General features: G+C 58.4%; 18 protein-coding genes. 1 reads left to right on the top strand and 17 read right to left on the bottom strand.

Features of this window, described 5'->3' with window-relative positions; translation table 11 throughout:
- Window positions 1-148: 148 nt before the first annotated feature.
- From hisS to I2E45_RS01730, 16 genes are all read right to left on the bottom strand, one after another.
- Entirely contained in the window at window positions 149-1462 is a 1314-nt protein-coding gene (gene hisS / locus I2E45_RS01655) for a histidine--tRNA ligase (protein ID WP_195443960.1), read from the bottom strand.
- A gap of 192 nt (window positions 1463-1654) precedes the next feature.
- Window positions 1655-2074 carry an MFS transporter gene (locus tag I2E45_RS01660; RefSeq protein WP_195443962.1) on the bottom strand — a complete coding sequence of 140 codons (420 nt, stop codon included), beginning with the start codon at window positions 2072-2074 and terminating at the stop codon, window positions 1655-1657.
- 39 nt (window positions 2075-2113) lie between these two features.
- Entirely contained in the window at window positions 2114-3409 is a 1296-nt protein-coding gene (locus I2E45_RS01665) for a M20 family metallopeptidase (RefSeq protein WP_195443964.1), read from the bottom strand.
- Between the two features lie 121 nt (window positions 3410-3530).
- Window positions 3531-4508 carry a DMT family transporter gene (locus I2E45_RS01670; RefSeq protein WP_195443966.1) on the bottom strand — a complete coding sequence of 326 codons (978 nt, stop codon included), beginning with the start codon at window positions 4506-4508 and terminating at the stop codon, window positions 3531-3533.
- 333 nt (window positions 4509-4841) lie between these two features.
- The gene (locus I2E45_RS01675; RefSeq protein WP_195443968.1) at window positions 4842-7031 is read right to left on the bottom strand and encodes a YhgE/Pip domain-containing protein; all 2190 of its coding nucleotides are present in this window, start codon (window positions 7029-7031) and stop codon (window positions 4842-4844) included.
- Entirely contained in the window at window positions 7032-9764 is a 2733-nt protein-coding gene (locus I2E45_RS01680) for a YhgE/Pip domain-containing protein (protein WP_271824610.1), read from the bottom strand.
- Window positions 9765-10185: 421 nt separating this feature from the next.
- Window positions 10186-12210 (bottom strand): molecular chaperone HtpG, encoded by a 2025-nt coding sequence (gene htpG / locus I2E45_RS01685; protein ID WP_161115698.1) that lies wholly within the window; start codon window positions 12208-12210, stop codon window positions 10186-10188.
- 202 nt (window positions 12211-12412) lie between these two features.
- Window positions 12413-12913, bottom strand: a complete 501-nt coding sequence (locus I2E45_RS01690) for a GNAT family N-acetyltransferase (protein ID WP_138114010.1) — start codon at window positions 12911-12913, stop codon at window positions 12413-12415.
- 39 nt (window positions 12914-12952) lie between these two features.
- On the bottom strand, window positions 12953-13603 hold the full coding sequence (locus I2E45_RS01695) for a tyrosine-protein phosphatase (protein WP_022094060.1): 651 nt from the start codon (window positions 13601-13603) through the stop codon (window positions 12953-12955).
- A gap of 17 nt (window positions 13604-13620) precedes the next feature.
- The gene (locus tag I2E45_RS01700) at window positions 13621-14358 is read right to left on the bottom strand and encodes a CpsD/CapB family tyrosine-protein kinase (RefSeq protein ID WP_055309657.1); all 738 of its coding nucleotides are present in this window, start codon (window positions 14356-14358) and stop codon (window positions 13621-13623) included.
- 2 nt (window positions 14359-14360) lie between these two features.
- Window positions 14361-15017 (bottom strand): YveK family protein, encoded by a 657-nt coding sequence (locus I2E45_RS01705; protein WP_195443970.1) that lies wholly within the window; start codon window positions 15015-15017, stop codon window positions 14361-14363.
- 178 nt (window positions 15018-15195) lie between these two features.
- Entirely contained in the window at window positions 15196-16620 is a 1425-nt protein-coding gene (locus I2E45_RS01710) for a sensor histidine kinase (protein ID WP_271742012.1), read from the bottom strand.
- 3 nt (window positions 16621-16623) lie between these two features.
- Window positions 16624-17352, bottom strand: a complete 729-nt coding sequence (locus I2E45_RS01715) for a response regulator transcription factor (RefSeq protein ID WP_195443971.1) — start codon at window positions 17350-17352, stop codon at window positions 16624-16626.
- A 64-nt stretch (window positions 17353-17416) separates the two neighbouring features.
- Window positions 17417-18292: a phosphate ABC transporter ATP-binding protein PstB gene (pstB, locus tag I2E45_RS01720; RefSeq protein ID WP_118080834.1), complete on the bottom strand. Its 876-nt coding sequence runs from the start codon at window positions 18290-18292 to the stop codon at window positions 17417-17419.
- 103 nt (window positions 18293-18395) lie between these two features.
- Window positions 18396-19634 carry a sensor histidine kinase gene (locus tag I2E45_RS01725; protein ID WP_195443972.1) on the bottom strand — a complete coding sequence of 413 codons (1239 nt, stop codon included), beginning with the start codon at window positions 19632-19634 and terminating at the stop codon, window positions 18396-18398.
- Window positions 19635-19659: 25 nt separating this feature from the next.
- Entirely contained in the window at window positions 19660-20355 is a 696-nt protein-coding gene (locus I2E45_RS01730) for a response regulator transcription factor (protein WP_195443973.1), read from the bottom strand.
- Window positions 20356-20552: 197 nt separating this feature from the next.
- On the opposite strand from I2E45_RS01730, the gene I2E45_RS01735 reads away from it, so the two are divergent.
- Complete coding sequence (locus I2E45_RS01735) at window positions 20553-21893, top strand: D-alanyl-D-alanine carboxypeptidase family protein (protein ID WP_195443974.1); 1341 nt, start codon at window positions 20553-20555, stop codon at window positions 21891-21893.
- Between the two features lie 161 nt (window positions 21894-22054).
- Here I2E45_RS01735 and I2E45_RS01740 read toward each other — a convergent pair whose 3' ends face one another.
- Window positions 22055-23083 (bottom strand): TM2 domain-containing protein, encoded by a 1029-nt coding sequence (locus I2E45_RS01740; RefSeq protein WP_271742008.1) that lies wholly within the window; start codon window positions 23081-23083, stop codon window positions 22055-22057.
- Between the last annotated feature and the right edge of the window lie 186 nt (window positions 23084-23269).

Below are 23269 nucleotides of genomic sequence, written 5' to 3' on the forward strand. Positions count from 1 at the left end.
TTGCAAAGGTTTTTGCCCTAAATGGTCGTATTTCTCGGTGGGCGGCATACGTAAACGGGGGCATTCCGCATAAAAGCGAAACACCCCCGTAACAATCGCTCTCCATGAGCTGAACTTTTTAGTGAGTCCACAGCTCAAAAATCATGCGCTACAGGCGCTCGCGAACCGCCTCGACCACGTTGGCCAGATCGACGAGGACCTCGTCATGGCTCTGCATGTCGCGTACCTTGACCTTGCCGGCGGCGAGCTCGTCGCCGCCCAGGACTAGGATGAGCTTAGCGCCCACCTTGTCGGCCTGCTTAAACTGAGCCTTGAGCGAACGACCCTGGTAGTCGGCCTCGGTCACGATACCTGCAGCGCGAAGCTCCTGCGTAATGGCAAAAACGTTCTGGCGCAACTCCTTGCCGGCGTTGGCGACGTAGACACACGGGGTCTCATCGGCGCCCAGGTCACTGCCAAAAGCCTGCAGGGCCAGCAGGGCGCGCTCAAAGCCGACAGCAAAGCCGACGCCGGCCGTAGGCTTGCCGCCCTCGAGCTCGACCAGGCCGTCGTAGCGACCGCCGCCACCGATGGAGCCGACACCGGCGCCGGGGGCCTCGACCTCAAAAACGGTGCGGGTGTAGTAGTCCAGGCCGCGCACCAAGGTGGGATCCTCGACATACTCGATGCCGGCGGCATCCAGATAACGCTTGACCTGCTCGTAGTGCTCGCGGCACTCGTCGCACAGGTTGTCGCCCATCAGCGGGGCCTCGGCCATGATCTCGCGGCAGTGGTCGTTCTTGCAGTCGAAGGCGCGCAGCGGGTTAAGTTCGGCGCGCTCGCGGCACTCGTCGCACATCTCGTCGGCGTGATCGAGAATGAACTGCTTGACCTGCTCGCGATAGGCCGGACGGCACTGGGCATCGCCCATCGAGTTAATGAGCAGACGAAGCTTGGAAAGATCGAAGCCCAGGCGCTTGTAGAACTCCATGAGCATGATGATGCACTCGGCGTCGGCAGCCGGATCGGGAGCGCCGAGCCACTCGATGCCCACCTGGTGGAACTGACGCAGGCGGCCCTTCTGGGGACGCTCGCCGCGGAACATGGCCTCGGCGTAGTAAGCCTTAAACGGCGTGGAGCCCTGGGGCACCAGGTTGTTCTCCACGACGGCGCGCACCACACCGGCCGTGCCCTCGGGACGAAGGGCCAGACGCTGCTTAGGCTTGAGCTTGGTATCGGTGCCTTCGGTAAAGACGCGCTCCAGGTTGGCGCCGCTAAACACGCGGAACATCTCCTTGCGCACGACGTCGGTCGACTGGCCGATGCCGTGGACAAACACGTCCACCTGCTCGATCGCGGGCGTCTCGATGGGCTTAAAGCCAAACGGCTCGAATACGCTGGCCGCAATCTGCTGCATCTTTTGCCAGGCGCGCATCTCGGCGCCGATAAGGTCGCGGGTTCCCTCCGCCTTCTGTGCCTGCATGGGCAAACACCTTTCTTTTGTATCGCGTCATAGATAGTGGACATTATACGGCACAAAGCAGCAACGCGGCGGCGCGTCTGACCGAACGAGGGTATGGGGACTCGTTCGGCCAGATGCGCCGCCGCTGTTTGTGACCCGTTTTCCTCCGTCCCCTTCGGATCACGTGATCTGTTGGGGACGGAGGAAAACGGATCATTTCGTAGGCCCGTGACCGCCTTGGAAACCGAATGATGGTACGAGCATCCATTCGGCTTCCAGGGCGGCCACAAACAGAACGGGGCAAACAGAAAAGAGCACGTAGACCTGCCACAGCTCACCGACAAAGCTCATGCCGGCAAGAACGGCAGAGGTGGCGATTACAGTGAGGGAGCCCAAAACGCGACCGCTTACTTTATCGGCAACATGACCGATCACAAGTGAGCCGATAACGCTCACCACGGTGGAGATGGCGTTGGAGATGTTGTACTGCGCAAGCGTGATGCCCAGGTCGCTGACGACGAGCGGCTGAAACAGGCTCATGCAGTTAACGAAAATCGTGTAGCACGTGGCCATGATGACAAAGCCGGAAGCCACCACGAGCCAGCCGGGGAAGAACTTACGCTGCTGGGACATACTGCTCCTTTTTAAACAAACGAGTAGCAAGATTGGGTGCTACCGGTGGTCGGCGATGTAGCCCAAAGCGACGGCGGCATAAGCCGCGGCGCCAAGGGGAAGCTCGGCATCGCTAAAACGTGCCTTGGGATGATGCTGAGCAAAATGCTCGTCCGTATCAGTCACGGCAGCGCCCACGGTAAAGTACGCACTCGGGATCTCACTCGAGATCAACGCGAAGTCCTCGCTCGCCATGGCGTGGAACTGCGGCAGGAAGGCGGCCTTGGGCAGCGTCGCACCCACATAGCCAAGCGAAGCCTGGGTCATGTCGTCATCGAGCACGAGCGGGGGAACATCCGAGAGCGTCTCGATGGTGGCCGGCGTACGATAGGTCGTGGCAACGCCGTTGACGACCTCCGCGATGCGGGTCTTGAGGTGCTCCATGAGCTCGACGTCGAATCCGCGCAGCGTACCTTCGAGCACACAAGTGTCGGGGATGACATTTGCGGCCTGACCGCCGGCGAACTTGCCAACGGTAAGCGCAACCTCCTTGGCCGCCGGCACCTCGCGGGAGATGAGCTCCTGAAGCGCCAGATGCACATGGACGCCGGCCGTGATGGGGTCGATGCAGATCTCGGGGCTCGAGCCATGGCCGCCCTTGCCCTGAAGCGTGATGCGAAAACCGTACACGCCCGAGAGCGCCGGGCTGCCGTAGAGTACCAGACCAAGCGGCGACTGGCTATTGACATGCATGGCAAAGGCGGCCTGGGGGCGTGGGTTCTGCAGCAGACCGTCGGCGATGGCAGCGCGTGCCCCCTCAAAGGTCTCCTCACCCGGCTGGAACAGCAGTTTGACGGTAGCATTGGCGTCGACAAGCTCGGCCTCGCGGGCCTTGAGCATACGAGCCGCACCAAGCAGCGCCGTCGCGTGCATATCGTGACCGCAAGCATGCATGCAGCCATTGGTGGATGCAAAGGGCTCGCCGGATTCCTCGGCAACGGGCAGGGCATCCATGTCGCCGCGGAGCATAATAACCGTACCGGCCTGTTCGTCCGCGCAGACGCCATTGCCCTGGGCCGCGGCGGCACCGGCGCCGACAAGGCTCACAACGCAGGAACCATCAACGAGCGTGGTATGGGGGATGTCCATCTCGTCCAGACGTGCCTGGATATAGGCAGACGTCTGCGGAAGATTGTTACCGAGCTCGGGCATCTGGTGTAGATCGTGTCGCCACGCAGCGAGCTCGTCTGCAAAAGCCTGAGCTTCTGCGACAAGACCGTCACCTATAGCGGTCTGCGCCGCTGTGGTAGCTTGAGGCGCTGGTTGCGGTTGAAAATCGGACAGTGCTGGTGCCATAGATGCCCTCCAGTAACGTTTTTGCAGCAAGCACTTTGATAGCGTAAAGTGCAAGGTACAACTTTAAGGGCGATGCATAAAAAATGCCGCCCCGGGAGGCGGCGCAACAAGTTGTTTACAATTACGGGCGCGGCTTTTGGCGCAAGAAGTCGAAATGCGTCTCGCTCAAGATAATCGACAGGAAGATGAGCGCGAAGCCGGCGAGCAGACGCGAAGTGAGCGCCTCCCCCATCAGCAGCACCGAGAACAGCACACCCGAAGGCGATTCCATCGAAAGGAGCAGCGAGCCCGTCGAGGCCGGGACATGCGCCAGGCCGACGTTTTGGATGAGCAGGGCCACGCACGTACAGCCCACCGATAGAAACGCCATCACACCGATAAAGCTCGGCGTCCACACGGACAGCGGCGCTTGGGTCTCGAATAACAGCGACGAGATCAGGCTCAGCACGCCGTTGCCCACAAACATCCAAAACGTGATGACGTTGATATCCATCTTGCGACCGTATTTGGCCGTCACCGCCATCTGGATGGCGAAAAAGACCGCACCAGCCAGCGTAATGACGTCACCGATGTTGAACTCGACGCTATCGAGCGCCACCAGGCCAATGCCCGCCAAGCACAGCAGCGCCGCGCCCAGGTTATAGCGGGTGAGTTTTTCGCCGCTCAGAAAATAGCTCGCGAACGGCACGAGGATGCAATACGTGCCCGTCAAAAAAGCATTCTTGCCCGCCGTAGTATGTGCCAGACCGACCGTCTGCAACGCATAGGCCGCCCACATGAGCACGCCCATACTCAGGCCAACGATCAGGTTGCGGGCATTGAAATGTGCAATGATGCGTTTGTGGAAGACGGCAAACATGACCAACGCTGCGGGCAGAAAGCGCACGTAGAGAAGTTCAAACACCGGAATGGTGTCGAGCGCGTCCTTCATGGTCGTAAAGGAGTAGCCCCAGACGACTGCCACCGAAAGTAGCAGGACTTTCCAGAACAGCGGCGAGCGAGCGCCGGCGCCGCGGAAGGTGCCACCCGCGCCCAAATCCTCACGGGCCACAGGGCTATCGGGCATGTTTTCGATTTCGTTGGCAGCGTATTGGGCCATGGAACATCCTCGCACTCAATCTGGGCGTGGTGTCCGCACGCGTATGGCTGCGTGCCGCCTCATGGTCAAATAAAAACGGGGCGCACCGGACCCCCGGCACGCCCCGCTACTGTAGCAACAACCAAGCAACCCGCGCAATTCACCGCACTAAAGTACCGACTTGAATAACCTCGATGTTTCGTCAACGTCAGCGAAAACGACCCTAAGCGAGCAAGGTGACGTGAAATGAAAGGGCGCTGACCTTCTGGTCGCGCCCTTGAAATTGAACGTCAGATTGCCGCTTAGGGTCGTTTGCAGCGTCGAGCCGTTACGCGGTTTGGTAAAACCGCGTAACTAGATTAATTTAGTACTCTCAAGCTTTTCGATAATCCAGTCGTTGGCTTTGATGACTGGGCGGCGGAAGACGACGCCCAGGGCCAGCGACGGAATCAGATAGCTCGCCAGAATGCCCAGCTCAACCCAGTACTCCATATGGTAGGCACCGGCCATGGCGGCGTGCATGGCGTTGATACCGTGAGTAAACGGCAGGAACGGATAAATCGCCTGGAACACGGGGCCGGTCATCTCGATGGGGAACGTGCCGCCCGAACCGCCGACCTGCATGACCAGCAGCACAACGGCCAAAGCCTTGCCGATATCGCCAAACGAAACTGTAAGCGTGTAGACGATATTGGAGAACACGAGACTCGCGACCCAGCCAGCCAGCACAAACTGCAGCGGGTTGTCGCACTGAATGCCAAAGAACAGAATGTCGCCCGCGCACACGAGCGTTGCCTGCAGCAGAGCCAAACCGCCAAAGAACAGGTAACGACCCAGATAGATCTCGTGCAGGCGTACGGGGATGAGCTCGTTGATAAGCTCATCGTCAACCGAGACCTTCATCATGGCCGCTAGTACGATCGAGCCGACCCATAGCGACAGAATCGTGTAGAACGGTGCCATGGCCGAACCGTAGTTGCGGATTGGATAGACCGGCTTGCGGTCGAGTGCGACAGGGCCGGAAAGCGACACGGCCAGACCCTCGGGATCATTGCCGATCATCGTCTTGATCGTAGCGAGGTCATCCGACATCAAGGCGCCGTCGAGCTCGTCCTTAAACGCACTGATCTTGTCCGACGCCTCACCCAGCTGATCGGAAGCCTTGTTGACCAGCTTTGCAGCCTTGGAGAGACCCTTTGCCAGCGAACCGGATGCGTCGGTCAGGCCGGCAACAGCACTATCCAGGTCGCCCGAGATACCCTTGAGCGAATCCAAAACGCCCGAAATAGTCTTCTTGAGCTCCTTGGCCTTGACCGAGAACGTAGAGTCGTAGTCAATCTTGGCGCCCGAGATACCAGCCTTGGCATCGGCGATGGCCTGATCGACCTCGGCACGCGATTTGTTAACCTCTGTCATACTCTTCGTGAGCGACGTCGCGATATTCGTCAGCTCATTGGCATTGTTGCGGTACTCCGTCGCGGTTTTGTCAAGCTCAGCAGCCGCGTCCTCAAGCCCTGCCTTGAGCTTATCGTTACTCACCTGTCTAGCAAGACTGCGGAGCTTATCGGCCGTGGCATCAATCTCGTCGGCACGCGTATTGAGTGACGCTGCGCCATCGTTGAGCTGAGACACCGTAAGATCGACATGCTGGTTTGCAGCGTCGAATGCCTTTGCGAGCTCGGTAGAAACGTTATCGAACGAACCCGCGCTCCCATCAATAGCGGCATCAATCGCATCGCTGGCAGACTTGAGCGCCTGCTCGGAATCGGCAATACCGCTCTCGGCATGCTGCATGAGCTGCTTCACCGACTCCTCGGTCGATCCGGACTGCTTGAGCATACCGCCCGCCGACGTCAGCGAATCGGACGTGGAGCTCAAAATGCCCGCAAGCGACGTTGCGCTGGCCTGAACGTCTCGCAGGTCCTCAATCGAATCGCCAAGCGTCGAGGACAGATTGGCGATAAAGTTGCTGACCTGGTCGGTGCTCATGTAGTCGAGCAGGCTGGACACGGTTTTAAGACCGATAGTCGTAATGGTTTCGGTAAAGGTCTCGTTGACCTGACTCTGGACGGCGCTCGAGCCCTTCTCAGTCACAATCTGGGCAATGGCGTTGGCCTTCTGATTCTCGTAAAACTCGATATCGGCATGCTTCACGTCGGTCGAAAAGAGCGTCATCATATCGGCGCTAAACGTCTTAGGGATAACGACAGCCGCATAGTATGCGCCCGATTTGACGCCCTCGATGGCCTTTTCTCGATCGTTGAGCACAACCCAGTCGAAGTTCTCGTTACCACGCAGGGTGGCGGTCACGTTTTCGCCCACGTTCACCTCGACGGGGATCAGATCGCTCTCGTAACCCTCATCGGTGTTGACCACGGCGATCTTAAGATTGCCGGTGTTGCCGTACGGATCCCAGCTGCCGGCGATGTTAAACCACGCGTACAGGCACGGTACGATAATGAGGCCCATCACGACAACCAAACCGATTACGGAGCGAGACACGTTTTGGACATCGCGCTTAAACAGATGCAGGATGTTCTTCATTTATGCCTCACCTCCTTTGGAGTGCTTGCCGAGCGGAGCATTCTTTTCATTCATCACAAACGTGTCATCCCCGTTCTCGGGCACATGGACCGCATCGCGATGACCACATTGGCTGACAGCCTGAGTCTTGGGCTCAGACCCCCGCTCGCTCGCATTCAAGCCGAACATGCGACGAGCGGCCGGAATGGCGGCCGTGTGCTCGCGCATCTCGCGGCGCAAGTCCTCATCCGAAAGCGCCGAGATGCGCATCTGGGTGTTGAGGCTCGCGCGGATGTACTCGATGTTGATGAGCCAGCCGCAGATGGCAATGACCGAGATAATCCAGATGACCAGTAGAATGATCTTGCCATTGTTGTCGATATCGAGAACCGTCGACAGAACGAAGAGCAGCACCTGCACGCCGACTACAGCGGCGAAACCGCCCTTGATGTAGTACGGGTAGCGATGTTCAAAGGCGACCGCATGATCGAGCACCTCACGACGGTACGAATCGGAATCGAGCATGACACGCATGGCCGTGCGCAGCGAGTAGCGCTGGCGCGGCAGGTCGTTGGACTCGCAAATCATCATACCGGTCGTGGAAAGCTGTTTATCAAAGAGCAGGTTAAGGTTGAGCAGCAGCGGACGCAGCTGCAGGCCGATAAAGAGCGCCACGATCAAGAACACGCCCAGAATGCACAGGTTAAACAGGTAGTTGAACGAATACATACCGCCGACCGTCTCACGCAGCAGATTGATGCCGTAGGTAAAGGGCAGCAGCGGGTGCAGCCACTGGAAGAAGCCGGGCATCATCTCGATGGGGTACATGCCCGACGAACCCGGGATCTGCACGATGACGAGAATGACGCCGATAGCCTTGCCGATATGCTTAAACGTGGTGGACAGCGCATAGATGATATTGACGTAGGTGAACGAAATGGCGATGCCGCCCAGCACGAACAGCAGCGGGTTAACGCACTGTACGCCAATGACCAGATCTCCCACCGTAACGATGATGGCCTGCAACGCACCCAGGATCACCAGGAGCAACCAGCGGCCAAAGTAGCCCTGACGCGCGGTAAAGCTGCCGATGCCTTCGCGGTCGACCTCGAGCTTGTAAATGGCGATGAGCACATAGCCGCCCACCCACAGCGCCAGGTTGGTGTAGAAAGGAGCAATGCCCGAGCCGAAGCTCTTAACCGGATAGATCGACTTGGACGCGAGCTCAACCGGAGATGCCATGAAATCTGCGACGTCATTGACGTCGACGCCCACCAGATCAGCCAGCTCGCCCATGGACTCGGAAGTCTGCAGGGCCGCAATGTCGTTGGCGGCGGTTGCGAGCTTATCCTGGACCTTGGCAAGGGAGCCGTCAGTCTGGGACAGCGTGGTCTTGGCCTGGCCGAGCGTAGCGTTAAGCTGCGAAAGCGTACCGCGCGCGCTTGCAATCGTGGGCGTGAGGCCAGATACAATTCCCGTCAGATCGCCCGAAACGGCGGCAAAGGAATCGAGCGCGCTCGAGGCCTTCGGCAGCGCGTTTTGGCCCAGGCTTGTTTGGGCCTGGCCAAGGTTGGTCGCACCGGTCTGGATTGCGTTATTGATAGCGTCGCTGGCGCCCGAAACAGCCGCGGCGTCATTCGCCATGGCGCTCGACTGCGCGGACAGACCGTCCTTGATGCTCTGCAACTTCTCGTTCTGCTCACGGAGCGTATTGATGGTCGATACAATGCGCGCGTCAATTTCCTCGGAACCTGTCGACGTGTCATTGGCGAGAATCTCCAAGTGCCCGATAACGGCCTTATTGTGGTCGATCGTCGCTTGGAGAGACTCGAGCGAGTTGTCGATACGGGTGGTCGTAGATGTGACCGTGCCCGTCAGCTTGCCGATGGCAGCGTTCGCGGAGGCCGACGTCTTGGTGAGCGCAAGGCTGCCTTCCGAGAGCGCCTTGGAGAGCGAGGCGATAGAGTTGCCCGCCGTGGTGCGAGCTTCACCCAGCAGGTCGTTGCCCTGAGAGATCGCTTGCGTCAGTGACGGCGCCTGACCCTGCATGCCGGCAAGTGCCGCATCAGCCGAGGCGATAGCGCCACTCGTCTTATCGATGGCGGCATTCATGTCGCCAATCGAATCGCGCACCTCGCCCAAGGTATCGGATGCCTCGGACACCGAACCAGCCAGCGAATCCTGGGCCTGGGTCGTTTTGTCCTTTAAATCGACTCCGGCATCCTTGGCAATGCTGGCAACGGTCTCGCCCACCGTGGAGACAAATTCCGAGTTGATCTGCTCCTCGATGGTGCTTGCGCCGGTGTCGGTAACCTTGGGCGCAATAGCGCTCTTCTTCTCATTGACGTAGTACGTAAGCTTGGGCTGATGGTAGTTGCCGTCGAGCATCGAAACCATGTTATCCGAGAAGTTCTTGGGGATTACGATGGCCGCATAGTACTCACCGCTCTCGACGCCCTCCTTGGCATCGGCCGCCGAGTCAACGAAGGTCCAGCCCAGCTGATCGTTCTCCTTGAGCTGATCGACGACCTGGTCGCCCGCGTTGAGCTCGCCCACCAAGTCGTTTTGGGTGCCCCGATCGTTGTTGGCGATGGCAATCTTGATACCCTGGGTGTTTCCGTACGGATCCCAGTTAGCCACGATGTTGTACCAGGCATACAGCGAGGGAATAACGCACACGCCAAGGGTAACCACCAAGGCGACGGGGTTCACAAGCAGTCGCTTAATGTCGCGCTTAAATATCGCAAAGGACACCTTTGCATTGGATAGTTTGCTGCCGAGACTCACGCTTGGACCATCCATCCTGTCGTTAAATCGAATCGTACTATCGACAACCATTGTACGTAGGCGCTTTAGCGTCTCAGAGCACAATGGTATTGAGTTTTGCGGGTAGCAATATACTACGAAGACAAATTAACGTACAGTTGTACAGTATCTTTAATTTCAGCAGGTCACAAAACCACAACCCCGACAAATAATTGATCCCTTGGGGACGGAGGAAAACGGATCACCGAATCAGACCGACCCCCCTCGGTGATCCGTTTTCCTCCGTCCCCAAGGGATCAATCAAAAGGAAACGAGAGTGGAAAATCTCCCACTTCAAGCCCGCATTCGAGCCAAAAGTGGGAGATTATCCACTCTCGTTCTAATCTAGTTACGGTGCCGTATCCCCGAACTACATCAAGTTGCAAACAGCTGCCGCGAAGGCCACGGGGTCCTCGGGCAGAATACCCTCGACCAGCAGGGCCTGGTCATAGAGCAGGCCGGAGTACTGCTTGATCTTGTCGGCGTCGCCCGCCTTCTGAGCGGCGACGAGCTTGGAAAAGACCGGGTGCTTGGCGTTGAGCTCGAGCACGCGCTGGCTCTTGGGCATACCGTCGGGCGCGCCCTCGGGACCCTTCTGGAGCACCTTCTCCATCTCGAGCGAAAGCGGGCCCTCGGTGGTGATGCACGCGGGAGCATCGGTCAGGCGCGCAGAGACGGCAACCTTCTCGACCTTGTCGCCGAGTGCCTCCTTCATGGCGTTAAAGAGGTCCTCGTTCTCCTTGGTGGCGTCCTCGGCCTCCTTTTTCTCGTCCTCGGTCGCCAGGTCAAGATCACCGGTTGCGACGTTCTTAAGCTCCAGGTGACGATCCTCAACCTCGGGCTCGGCACCATCGGCCACGGCCTTCTCGGCAGCCTCGCGGGCGGCATCGTCCTCGTAGATCTTGGGCATATCGGCGGCAACGTACTCACGCATAGCCTGGAAGGTGAACTCATCCACGTCCTGCGTCAGCAGCAGCACGTCATAGCCGCGGTCGAGCACGCCCTTTACCACGGGCATCTTGGCCAAGCGCTCACGCGAGTCGCCGGCGGCGTAGTAGATGGCCTTCTGATCCTCGGGCATGCCCTTGGCATACTCGGCCAGGGTAATCATCTTCTGTTCCTTGGCAGACCAGAACAGCAACAGATCGGCGAGCTCATCGGCCTTCATGCCATAGCTCGAGTAGATGCCGTACTTAAGACCGCGGCCAAAGTTCTCAAAGAACTTCTCGTAGGCCTCGCGGTCGTTGTCACGCATATCCTCAAGGTCGGCGGTGATCTTCTTTTCCACACGCTTGGCGATGGCCTTGAGCTGACGGTTCTGCTGCAGCGTCTCACGCGAGATGTTGAGCGACACATCGGCGGAATCCACGACGCCGCGGACAAAGTTGTAGTAGTCGGGCAGCAGGTCGTCGCACTTCTCCATGATCAGGACGTTGGAGCTGTAGAGTGCCAGACCCTTCTCGTAATCCTTGCTGTACAGATCGAACGGCGCGCGGCCCGGCACAAACAGCAGGGCATCGTACTCGAGCGTGCCCTCGGCATGGAAGCTGATGGTGCGCGCAGGATCGTCAAAGTCGTGGAACGTGGACTTGTAGAACTCGTCGTAGTCCTTCTGCTCGACATCGGAGCTGCGCTTCTTCCAGATCGGTGTCATGGAATTGACGGTCTCGAGCTCCTGATAGTCCTCGTACTCGGGCTTGTAATCGTCGCCGGCGTCCTCGGGCTTGGGTTTCTGGCGGCTCTTGGACACCATCATCTGAATCGGGTAGCGCACATAGTTGCTGTACTGCTGAATCAGGCTCTTGAGACCCCACTCGGTCAGGAAGCGATCGTAGGTCTCGGCCTCGCCGTCGGCATCGAGCTTCTCGTTCTCGCGCAGCGTCAGGATGACATCGGTACCGTGCTCGGCGCGCTCACCGTCCTCGATGGTGTAGCCCTCAAGACCGTCGGATTCCCACACATGGGCGACATCCTCGCCATAGGCGCGGCTGACGACCTTCACATGGCTGGCAACCATAAAGGCAGAGTAGAAGCCCACGCCAAACTGGCCGATGATGTCGACATCGGAGCCCTGCTGCTCGGCGTTCTCGGTCTTAAACTCCTCGGAGCCGGAATGGGCGATGGTGCCCAGATTGCGCTCGAGCTCCTCGGCGGTCATGCCAATGCCGTTATCCGAGATGGTAATGGTGCGGGCGTCTTTATCAAAGGAGACGCGAATGGCCAGGTCGCCCTGGTTGATCTTGACGCTCGGATCCTGCAGGCTCTTAAAGTTGAGCTTGTCGACGGCGTCGCTCGCGTTAGAGATAAGCTCGCGCAGGAAGATTTCCTTATTGGTGTAGATGGAGTTGATCATGAGGTCGAGCAGTTTTTTGCTCTCGGTCTTAAATTGACGCATGTGCAGTCCTTTCGCGCTACCCCCGTCCGCAAAAACGGCCCGGTTGCCCGAGCCGCATCGCAGACCTGCTATGTTCAGACTTAGATTTTATAACCCAATAGCGCGCATATATACATACGGAATCGAAAAACTGTATGTCCGAGCGCTCCAATGCGTCAATTGCCAAGGAGTGTCCCCAGCTGCCGGCAGAAAAGGAACGTCCCTATCTGCCATCTACGCGCTTGGCCATCCAGACATGGGGCTGGCCCTCGTCTTCGTAATCTACCGGGGCAATTTGCGTGTAGCCCGCCTTTGCATAGAGCGGCAACACGTATTCCTGCGCATGCAGCTTAATAAGCTTAGCGCCGGCATCGCGTGCACACGAAGCACTGGCCTCGACGATCGCACTCGCCAGTCCGCGACGACGCATAGCCGGCAGCACGGCGACGCGCCCCATAATGTAGGCCTCCCCCGCCGCAACGCCTTCGTCCATGTCGCATGCCGGCAACACCGGGGCCTCTGCGTCAGCCACGCGCTCAAGCTCCTCGGGAAACACGCGCGAGCAACCGGCAAGCTCGCCGTCTACATAGAGCGTCACATGAATGCAGTTCTGATCCTCGTCGATAGCGTCGAACTCATTCTCGTAGCCCTGCTCGTCCATAAAAACGACGCGGCGCACCAACGCCGCGTCATCAAAGCATCCCGTCTTAAGTTGGATATCCATGGCTGCCCTCTCATTCAATGCGAACGTTAGGGACAGATATTAGCGAAAATGAGCTCCGCGCACGCTAAACTTCGCGCGAGCCTTCGCCAGGCAGTCGTAATGACCCACGTTATGGGCATCGCTCGCGATGAAGCTGTACAGGTTCTGATCGAACAGGCGCTGTGCCGGCTTTTTTTCGCGACCAAAGCGACCGCCGGCAATAAAGTCCGCCGAAGCCTGCAGCTTGCAGCCCATATCGACCAGGCGCTCCGCCACGCTTACATCCTTTTGAACCGCACGATAGCGCTCAGGATGAGCGATGATCACCTGGTAGCCACGGCACTGCAAATCGTAAATCGTGTTCTCGTACTCTCTAAACGCATACGCATCGGCATGCGTCGAAAGCTCGAGCAGAAACTCGTTGGTTCCATCGAAATGCAAGTGCTCCGCGGCATCGATACCAAGTTCAACGAGCTTTCGATGGTTGACCTCGAAGCCCATCTGGAGCGGAAAACCGTCAGCGTTATCACGCAGCAGTTCAAAGGCATCCCACATCTTGTCGTAATCAAAATAGGGATCACGGCAGTGAGGAGTGCAAACGATTCTGGTTACACCGGCCCGCTTGGCAGCCTCGAGCATCGCCAAGCTCTCATCGAGATCGGCGGCGCCGTCGTCTACACCCGGCAAGATATGGCAATGAATGTCACGCATAGGTCAGCCTTAATCAACTAAACGTTTGCTCGGTTGGTGAAGATGCCCTTTTTGGAAGTCCCCTGATCGTCCGAGCCCTTCTTCACCTTCTTACCGTCCTTGGTGTAGTAGGAGTAGTAGTACTCGCTGGTCTCGGTCTCGCAGTAGTTCATAACGGTACCGATGAGCTTGACCTTTTCGGACTTCTTAAGCTGGCCGATAGCGTTGAGTGCCTCCTCGCGCTTGGTGAAGTCCTCGCGCACCACGAACAGCGTACCGTCGGTCAGGCTGGCAATCTCGGCAGCATCGATGAAGGTGCCGACCGGGGGAGCATCAAAGATGACGTACTGGAACTTGGCGGACAGTGCCTTTACCAACTTGGCAAAGCGGTGAGAGACAATGATGTCGGCAGGATTGGGAATATGCGGCTCGGCATCGAGGAAGTAGAAGTTCTTCTGACCCGTCTCGACAATTGCCTGGTCAATGGAGATCTGCTCGGAAAGGACCGCATAGAGTCCGCCGCGCGAACGAACGCCGAGCATATCGGAAAGGGACCTGCGGCGCATATCGGCCTCGACCAGGAGCACGGACTTGCCGCTCGTGGCGATAGCCTGGGCAAGGTTGATGGAAACCGTAGACTTGCCCTCGTTGGGAATCGAGGACGTGACGGTAATAGTGCGAATGGGGTCGTCCACGCTCGCAAAGCGGATGTTGGCCAGAAGGGTCTTGGCGGCATTCTGTACAACGAGCTTATCGGTGTTCTTTGCCTTAGCCATGCCTATTTACCACCTTTCATAGCCGGAATTCGGCCAACAACGGGAATGCCCAGGAGCTCTTCTGCCTCTTCGGCACCGCGGATGCGGGTGTTGAGCATGTCTGCCAAAACGACATAGGCAACTGCGATAAAGATGCCCGCGAGGAACGCGACAGCAACGTACAGCATACGCTTGGGACCGCTGGGGGCTTCGGGGGTCTTAGCCTTATCGATAACGTTGATGCTCTGGGCAGCGCCGACGTTCTGAGCGACCGTACTCACCGAGCTGGCCATGGCCCTTGCCACCTCTGCCGTCTCCTCGGCATCGGTGCCCGTCACCGAAAGCGTGATGACGCGCGTCGTGGTCTCGGAGGAAACGGAAATCTTGTAGTCGTCCAGATCGGCGAGGCCCAGATCCTTGGCAGCACCGCCCTTAACGCTATCGCTATCGAGCAGCGTGGCGATATCGTTGGAAAGCATCTGGCTCGCCGAAAGATCGTTGTAGCTCATCTGACCGCTATCGTCGGTCTTGGCGAGAACGTACATGCTCGTCGTGGCGGTGTAGGTGTTGTCCATCATAGCGAAGGAGACGACGCCCATGGCGATCGCGCAGACCACCGGAAGGGCAATGACCAGCTTGAGGTGCTTTTTAAGCAGCTGGAACAGTTCGAGAAGGGTCATGCAGCTTGCCTTTCATTTCCCTAGTTCGTATCGACAAAACTGCTCATATGATATCACATCTTTCTGCCATGCCCGAACTCTATACATAAGATACAGTGTCCGCGCGTAAGTTGCACAACAACTTACGCGGCAGCGGAGGCGCGGGCGTATCGTCTAATCCTCGGTTTTTGCCACACAGCTACGCGAACGGTCCCTCTTGTTGCACGGGAAACGTCACCGTAATGGTAGTCCCCACGCCCGGTTCACTCGACAGGTCAATCGCGGCATGATGGTACAGAGCGGCATGCTTAACGATGGCCAGACCCAAGCCTGTTCCGCCACGCGCCTTAGAACGACTCTTGTCCACACGGTAAAAACGCTCGAACACTTTACCCTGCTCTTCGGGCGCAATACCAATACCCGTGTCAGCAACAGACAGGTACGGACGGCCCTCATCGTTGGTTCCGCAGCGCAGCGTGACCGTACCGCCAGGTTGGTTGTAGCGAATGGCGTTGCTTGCAAGGTTATAGATCAGCTCGTCGATCAGGCGCGACACGCCTTCGATCACCACGGGCTTCGTCTCGTGCCCAATGGTCACATTCGACTGCCGGGCAACCTGCTCAAGACGCTGTTCCACCGTCAAAATGGCGCGAGAGAGCTCGATAGGCTCCGTGGACCCAATGGGCACCGCCTCGCCCTCAGATGCTCGCTCCGCCTCGTCCAAGTTGGAAAGCGTGAGGATGTCGTTAACGAGCGCCGCCAGGCGTCCCGCCTCGCGGTAGATGCGGCCGCCAAAGTTGCGCAGGTCGTCCTCGCCCTCGACCATGCCGTTTGCAATAAGCTCGGCATAGCCCGAAATCGCGGTAAGCGGGGTCTTGAGCTCATGAGTGATATTGGCCGTGAACTCGCGACGCATACGGTCATTATCGGCCAGCACCGCCATCTGGCGTTTAAGCTCCTGGCGCTGCGACTCAATGCGCTCGAGCATGGGAACCATCTCGGTGTAGGCATGTTCATAGCTACGGCGCGGGTGGTCCAAATCGACCTCCTGCAGCGGCGCAATGATGGCACGGGATTCGCGGCGCGCAAGGAAAAACGAAAGCACCGCGCCCGCCGCCGCGATAAGCAGCATCGGCGCCACCAGCGAAAGCAAAATCGCCGCGACGCCAGGCTGGGCTTGCGCCAAACGAACGACCTGACCGTTATCAAGGGCGACGGCGCGATATAGCATAATCTCGTCGAGCGTGGTGCTCGAGCGCTCCGCGGAGCCCGAACCGCTCTCAAGGGCCTCAATAACCTCGGGACGATCGCCATGGTTGGGCAACATGGAAGGAGACGCCTCGTTGTCGTAGGCGACCGATCCATCCCTGTTGATCAGCGTGATACGAAGGTCCTCGCGATCGAGACTTCGCAAAAATGCGATGGGCTCCTGCTGCTCGTTTAAGGCGGCGGCAATAAGCTCGGCTTCTTGCGAAAGGTTGGCACTCGTGGCGTCTGCCAAAGTGTTTTGCACAAAGAACGCGCCCAACACCGTAAAGGCAACAATCACCGCCATGGCACAGATAAAAATCGTCGCAAACACGCGATGCGAGAGCGTATGTTTTCCCTGAGGGGCAAAGACCACGGACTACTCCTCCGATGCTGCTGCCGTAGCGACGGCATCTTCGACATCGCCACCGGCAGAAGGCTCGGCCAGGCGATAGCCCACGCCGCGCACCGTCTCGATAGCGCTGGCACGCTCGCCGAGCTTTTGGCGAAGCGTCTGTACGTGAACGTCGACGGTACGCGAGCCGCCGTCGAAGTCCCAGCCCCACACGCTCTGCAGCAGCGACTCACGGGTAAAGACCACGCCGGGCTTGCGCATAAGATATTCGAGCAAATCGAACTCACGCAAAGTAAGCTTGAGCGGCTCGCCAGCAACGGTCACCTCGCGATGGCTGGGCGAAAGCACGATATCGCCCACGCTGAGCACATCGCTCGCCTGCTTGACCATACCGCCGCGGCGCAGCAGCGCACGGCAACGGCTGGCAAGCTCCATGAGCGAAAACGGCTTGGTCAGATAGTCGTCGGCACCGCCATCGAGCGCCATTACCTTATCGAGCTCGGTATCCTTGGCAGTGAGCATCATGATGGGCACCGTCGCCGTCAGGCGGTCGGCGCGCAGGCGACGCATAATTGCCAAACCGTCGGTATCGGGCAGCATGATGTCGAGCAGGACGGTATCGGGTACCCGTCGCGCCACGGCGGCCTTAAACTCGCCATCGCACGAAAAGCCTTCGGCCTCGATTCCCTGCTTGCGCAGTGCATAGACCGTCAAATCCCTGATGTTGTCATCGTCCTCGACGTAATAGATCATGTTGAACCCCTTTGCGGCCGGCATGACCGCATCTTAACCCTAAAGGTACCTTTACTAGATGGTATCAGCCAAAACGTCCCGTTAAATAATCCGCCGTGCGCGGGTCGGTGGGATTTTTGAAGAGCTGAGCGGTGGGTGCGTGCTCCACTAACTCGCCCAGCAAGAAAAACGCGACCGAGTCGGAGATGCGCGCCGCCTGCTGCATATTGTGCGTAACGACCACGAGCGTACAGGTCTCTTTGAGCTCGCAGGCCAGCTGCTCAACCACCAGCGTCGACACGGGATCGAGAGCGCTCGTGGGCTCGTCCATCAGCAGAATATCGGGCTGCACGGCAAGCGCGCGGGCGATGCACAGACGCTGCTGCTGCCCGCCCGAAAGGCCCAGCCCCGACTCCTTGAGTTTGTCCTTGACCTCATCCCATAGCGCAGCGCGACGAAGAGAGTCCTCGACCAACTCATCCAGAACGGCGCGGTCGCGCACGCCCATGCCGCGTGGACCATACGCGACGTTGTCGTAGATGCTCATGGGAAACGGGTTGGGGCGCTGGAACACCATGCCCACGCGCTGGCGCAGGCGGCAGATGTCGTAGTCGCCCAGGATATCCTGGCCGTCGAGCGCGATCTTACCCTCGATGCGGCAGTCCTTGATGTCGTCGTTCATGCGGTTAAAGCAACGCAGCAGCGTCGACTTGCCGCAGCCCGAAGGACCGATAAACGAGGTGATCTGCTTGTCGCGAATCTTGATGGATACGTCCTTGAGCGCGTGGTGGTCGCCATAGAACAGATCGAGGCCCTCGACGTCGATGCGCGTCGACGAGGCGGCAAGATCCTGCGCCGTGGGACGAGTCGCGTCCCCGACTTCGCGCTCGTGCGCAGCCTCGGCTTGCGCCTCCATTAGCTCCTCGAGCTCCGTGGGCTCCATAGCCGCAGCAGCCGTCATACCGCATACCTCCACATCGATATCAATTCAGCAGTATCGATAGTAGAAATCGCGGCTCATATGCACGTGAGCGCATTGTCAGGTGTTTGTAAGGGCGCCTACGCTACGCGGCAGGCAGCTCGATGGTAAAGACGGTATGCTCGGGCGTCGATTCGCACGCGATGGTACCGCCATGCGCGCATACAATCTCCTTGGCGATGGCGAGGCCCAGCCCAGCACCGCCGCGATTGGTCGCACGCGCTGCATCCAGGCGATAAAACTTCTCAAAGATCACCTTGAGCTTAGCCGCGGGAATCGGGTCACCATGGTTAATAAAGCGCACGCGCACGCCGCCGTCATCTTGGCGTCGGGCCTCGATCGTAATGGTCGAGCCTTCGTAACTATAGGCGACGGCGTTTTTCATGATGTTGTTGAACACGCGCGCCATCTTGTCGCCATCCACAAGCACCGTCAGGTCCTCGCAGATATCAACCTGGACTTCCTTGTGCTGTTCGTTGAGAATGGGATAGAACTCGTCGGCCACCTGCGCCAGCAATAGCCCCAAATCGACGTAGGCGCGGGTAAGCACGATATCGTGGAAATCGAAACGCGTGATGTCGAAGAACTCCTCGATGAGCGCATCGAGCCGGTGGGCCTTGTCGAGTGCCACGCCTGTAAAGCGCGCACGCTGCTCAAGCGGCAAATCGGGAGCCTCCTGCAGGAGCGAAAGATAGCCCACCACACTGGCGAGCGGCGTACGCAGGTCGTGCGCCAGGTACGTAACCAGGTCATCTTTGCGATGCGATTCGTCGCGCAAGGCCTGTTGAACCTTACGCTCGCAATCGCGCGCCCGGTTGAGCGCACCCTCGACCTTGAGAAAGTCGCCGTCGATGGTATCCCACGTGTCGGGGTCATCAATCAGACGGTCCTGAATACGGGCGGCGATTACGCGGTCGGCATGCTGCTCGCCTTGCTCATAACCCTGGTAATACAGGGCGCGCCCGCAAAAGAACAGGACACAGACGGCGAGCGCCAGCACAAAGCCGAGCATGTTGAATACAAAGCCGGCATCGAACAACACCGGCCCTTCGATGCCGCCGAGCGCCATGGCGCCAATCGCCAACGTCATGGCCCACGCGGCGCCGCCAATCACCACGCAGCGGCGCACGATCTCAAATCGATCGATCAGCAAAAAGCCGACAAGCAGCACCGCCAAGATTCCGACGATGTTGTCGATGCCAATCAGCAGCAGGCTCAGCAAAAAGAGCAGCACCGTTGCAAGCGCGCGGTTGTCGACGACCGACCTCACGTATTCAAAGAGCCGATCGGGCACCTCGAATGCCCGCCTATCGTCTTTTGTCATATCCACTTCCCCACCATCAAAGGCGTTATTCGATTATGTAGCCGACGCCCCAGACGTTTTTGATAAAGCGCGGCTTTTGTGCGTCGTCGCCGATCTTTTCGCGCAGGTGGCGAATGTGCACCATCACCGTGTTGTTGGAACCGGGCATAAAGTCCTCGTTCCACACCGCGCGGAACAGGTCCTCAACGGCCACCACGCTGCCATGATGCTCGACCAGATACAGCAAGATGGAATACTCGATGGGCGTGAGGCGAACCGGCGAACCGTCCACTGCCACGGAACGAGCATCGCGGTTGATCTCCAGGCCGTCGAGCTGGATGGTCGGCGACTCGGCCGCCTGCGAGCGGCTACCGTAGCTGGTGTAGCGGCGAAGCTGAGCGTGCACGCGCGCGATGAGCTCCAGCGGACGGAACGGCTTAACCACGTAATCGTCCGCGCCAAGCGAAAGGCCCTCGATCTTGTCTTGCTGGGCATCACGCGCCGTCAGCATGATCACGGGATAGGTATGGCTGGAACGGATCGTACGCAGCAACTCAAAACCATCGATATCGGGCAGCATGACATCCAGCAGCGCCAGATCGAACTCCTGCTCCAAGATTGCCTTGGCAGCATCGGCCCCGCTATAGGCAATCTGGACATCAAAGCCCTCTTTTGTAAGGTAGATACCAACCAAGTCGGCGATGGCCTTCTCGTCATCAACTACCAAAATGCGCTCATTCATGCGTGCTCCTCTCGCGCTCCATTATGCCCGAGTCGACGCACGCCACACACAACAAGCGTGGGTGATTAAGTCGGCCTTGAGCACCCTTGTGCCCGTTCGGGCGCAGATGTGGGCCACGCACGCACGCGATGATTGCCGACGCCGGCAAACGATATACTCTAGTTCCAGAAGAGACCATCCCGTCGAAAGCGAAATCTGTGAAGCCCCTCACCTCTTTTGCACAGCGCTCAGCCCAGCTTGCCGCCGGCTTTGTCTGCGCTATCGCCCTTGCCGCTGGCGCGCCCACCGTCGCCGGCGCCCAAGTGCTCACGACCGACAATGTTTGCGGCAAAACCGCCGATGCGCGCGGCATCACGGCTGAAAACCTGCCCGATATCGATGCGACCAATGCCCTCGTCATGGGCAAAGACGGCACCGTCTACTATGCCCGCGATGCTGACAAACAGGTCAAGATTGCCTCGATCACCAAGGTCATGACCGCAATCCTAACCGTCGAGAATTGCAAGATGGACGAGAAGGTCACGGTGAGCAACGCCGCAGCCACCGTGGGTAATTCGACCGCCGGCTTGCTCGAAGGCGACGAGCTCACAGTAAAACAGGCCCTGCGCGGCCTGATGATTCCCTCGGGCAACGACGCCGCCATCGTGCTCGCCGAATATGTGGGTAAGAAGATCGACCCTAAGACCAAAGACGCCGAGGCCACATTTGTGAAGGCCATGAACGAGCGCGCCAAGAAGCTCGGCTGCACCGGTACGCTTTTTGAAAACCCGCATGGTCTGGACTTTGATGAGTGGACCGGAGACATGCACTCAACCGCACACGACGTAGCGCTGATGATGCAAGAGGCCATGAAAAACGACACGATCCGCGAGGTCGTAGCGAGCGATGATTCCTGGATTGAGGTTACGGGCGCCGACGGTTCCGACCATTCTCATTCCATGGATACACACAATGAGCTGCTGGGGCAGGACGGCAATATCGGCGGTAAGACCGGCACCACCGACGATGCCGGCTATTGCTTTACGGGAGCCTACAACCGCGATGGCGACGAGACCTACACCGTCGTTTTGAACTCCAGCACCACCGACCAGCGCTTTGCCGACACGGCCGCCCTTGCCAACTGGTACTACGGCCACAAGGTGACGGTTGCGATCGCCAACACGCAGGAAAAGACCGCCAACGGCAATCCGCTCATCGCGCGCATTAGCCAGACCGATTGGACGGACAAGACGATCGATGCCACGCTCGCCGACCCCGCAGCTCAGGCAACCGTCTTTTCGCTTGCTGGAGAGGTGACCGAAAAGGTTACCTACGATGACCTTTCGGGCACGGTGCATGTGGGCGACAAGGTGGGCAGCGTGACGCTCAAGCAAGACGGCACCAAGATCGCCGTCATGGATTTGGTTGCCGACGAGGAAGACTCGGGGCCGAATCCCATTGAGTGGCTCCTTGTAAAACTCGACCGCTTGGGCCGCCGCATCGACAACCGCCCACTTACGGCAGAAAGCGAGACCATCGCCAAGGCGCCCGAGGTGTAGGGCTGGGGGAACATTACATTTGAGATTGGAGAGGCGTCCAACGGGGCGCCTCTTTTTGAATACCTCTTAAACGGGATGCGTCAGAATCACCAAAGCGACATTGCTAGCCGTTTACCTTCGCTGTGTCTTTTCGGACCTTGAAAACGGGTCCACCGGGCATGCTAGTAGATCCTTTCGACCTCCTTGGTCAAGGCCCTGAAAAGATCCCCAGCTGAGGGGTCTGCCCCAGGACACAGCGATTGCCAGGCACCCGTTTCTCCGATGGTGCCCGCACTCGTCATAACAAGATCGTCGCTCCGCCTGCGAATGGAGACACTAACGGAGCGGCCATTATGGAACCCATGGATATCGACTTTATTTATGCGCCCATCAGCTAGATAACTAATCATGACATTGATGCTGTCACCATACTCCGGCAATTCGAAGCCGTGGGAATCCATCAATAGCTTCACATCCTGATGGTAAATGCGGGCCTCGACGACATTCTTGGGCATTTTCCCCGTCTTTGTTGGAGAGCAAAAGCTGATGCTTGGCTCCTCTTCGCTCATGCCTCGGTCAAACCTAAGCATGCACGGGCATACCGACTCAATGGTTCGCAAGGCGTCCGCCGCGACCTTTTCCTCGGTAAACATCTCCACGTCGATGCCGTTTTCTTCCATATAGGCACGGTTTTTACGTTGAAGCTCTAGCCGAGCCGCAGCCTCCCCATCTCCACGCTGTTCCCAATTTCCGGAGTCGGCGACATTTCGATCGAATGTAGAATCAACGGAACATGGCGCTTGCTGTTGAGTCGGATCACTGTCGCCGAGACGCCTTAGCTCGGAGCGTCTCATCAGTAGTGTCACAATATCAAACAGCCAACCAAATCCAAAAAGGCCAAAGGTAAAGAGATATAGAAAGAAGCTACCCCACATCCGTGCATACGCCCTACGAGCGCCCGACCACCCAAGAAGGAAGCATAGCAAAAGCGCCTTGTTTGCCCTGTCAACCGACGTAATCTCTCGAGTGAGAGATTTCTGTTCAGGCTTCGCCAAAGGTGTAATTTCATGCGATGAAACAGTAATTGAGGACGTCCTTGACGCCGAGCTCCGAGCGCCTGATTTAGCAACGGCGCGAGCGACATCCCCAACTCCGACGGTCGTTCTGCTGTATACGGCATTGTAAGCAGCCTTCTTCGGATTTTGATCCACCCCATGCCCTTCTTACCATAGCCGGGGATTATCGCCCGCCTTACCGCGCGCTTCGCTCTGCCGGTCGTTCTTGCCTTGAGTGATGTCTTTAGATTCGGCTTACGCAGCCCGACCTTTACCATATTTCTACTCCATCCCCTCGGAACCCCACACCGGGGTGCACGAGCACGCCTGGGTCTCCCCGTT

The organism is Collinsella aerofaciens (assembly GCF_015555045.1).
GTDB lineage: Bacteria > Actinomycetota > Coriobacteriia > Coriobacteriales > Coriobacteriaceae > Collinsella > Collinsella aerofaciens_W.

What these genes read in the sequence shown, in the direction of transcription:
- I2E45_RS01690 (WP_138114010.1), bottom strand. Translation starts at nt 12,913, where the DNA reads ATGGATATCCAACTTAAGACGGGATGCTTTGATGACGCGGCGTTGGTG.
- I2E45_RS01665 (WP_195443964.1), bottom strand. Translation starts at nt 3,409, where the DNA reads ATGGCACCAGCACTGTCCGATTTTCAACCGCAACCAGCGCCTCAAGCT.
- I2E45_RS01715 (WP_195443971.1), bottom strand. Translation starts at nt 17,352, where the DNA reads ATGATCTATTACGTCGAGGACGATGACAACATCAGGGATTTGACGGTC.
- pstB (WP_118080834.1), bottom strand. Translation starts at nt 18,292, where the DNA reads ATGACGGCTGCTGCGGCTATGGAGCCCACGGAGCTCGAGGAGCTAATG.
- htpG (WP_161115698.1), bottom strand. Translation starts at nt 12,210, where the DNA reads ATGCGTCAATTTAAGACCGAGAGCAAAAAACTGCTCGACCTCATGATC.
- I2E45_RS01660 (WP_195443962.1), bottom strand. Translation starts at nt 2,074, where the DNA reads ATGTCCCAGCAGCGTAAGTTCTTCCCCGGCTGGCTCGTGGTGGCTTCC.
- I2E45_RS01725 (WP_195443972.1), bottom strand. Translation starts at nt 19,634, where the DNA reads ATGACAAAAGACGATAGGCGGGCATTCGAGGTGCCCGATCGGCTCTTT.
- I2E45_RS01730 (WP_195443973.1), bottom strand. Translation starts at nt 20,355, where the DNA reads ATGAATGAGCGCATTTTGGTAGTTGATGACGAGAAGGCCATCGCCGAC.
- I2E45_RS01700 (WP_055309657.1), bottom strand. Translation starts at nt 14,358, where the DNA reads ATGGCTAAGGCAAAGAACACCGATAAGCTCGTTGTACAGAATGCCGCC.
- I2E45_RS01695 (WP_022094060.1), bottom strand. Translation starts at nt 13,603, where the DNA reads ATGCGTGACATTCATTGCCATATCTTGCCGGGTGTAGACGACGGCGCC.
- I2E45_RS01705 (WP_195443970.1), bottom strand. Translation starts at nt 15,017, where the DNA reads ATGACCCTTCTCGAACTGTTCCAGCTGCTTAAAAAGCACCTCAAGCTG.
- hisS (WP_195443960.1), bottom strand. Translation starts at nt 1,462, where the DNA reads ATGCAGGCACAGAAGGCGGAGGGAACCCGCGACCTTATCGGCGCCGAG.
- I2E45_RS01675 (WP_195443968.1), bottom strand. Translation starts at nt 7,031, where the DNA reads ATGAAGAACATCCTGCATCTGTTTAAGCGCGATGTCCAAAACGTGTCT.
- I2E45_RS01670 (WP_195443966.1), bottom strand. Translation starts at nt 4,508, where the DNA reads ATGGCCCAATACGCTGCCAACGAAATCGAAAACATGCCCGATAGCCCT.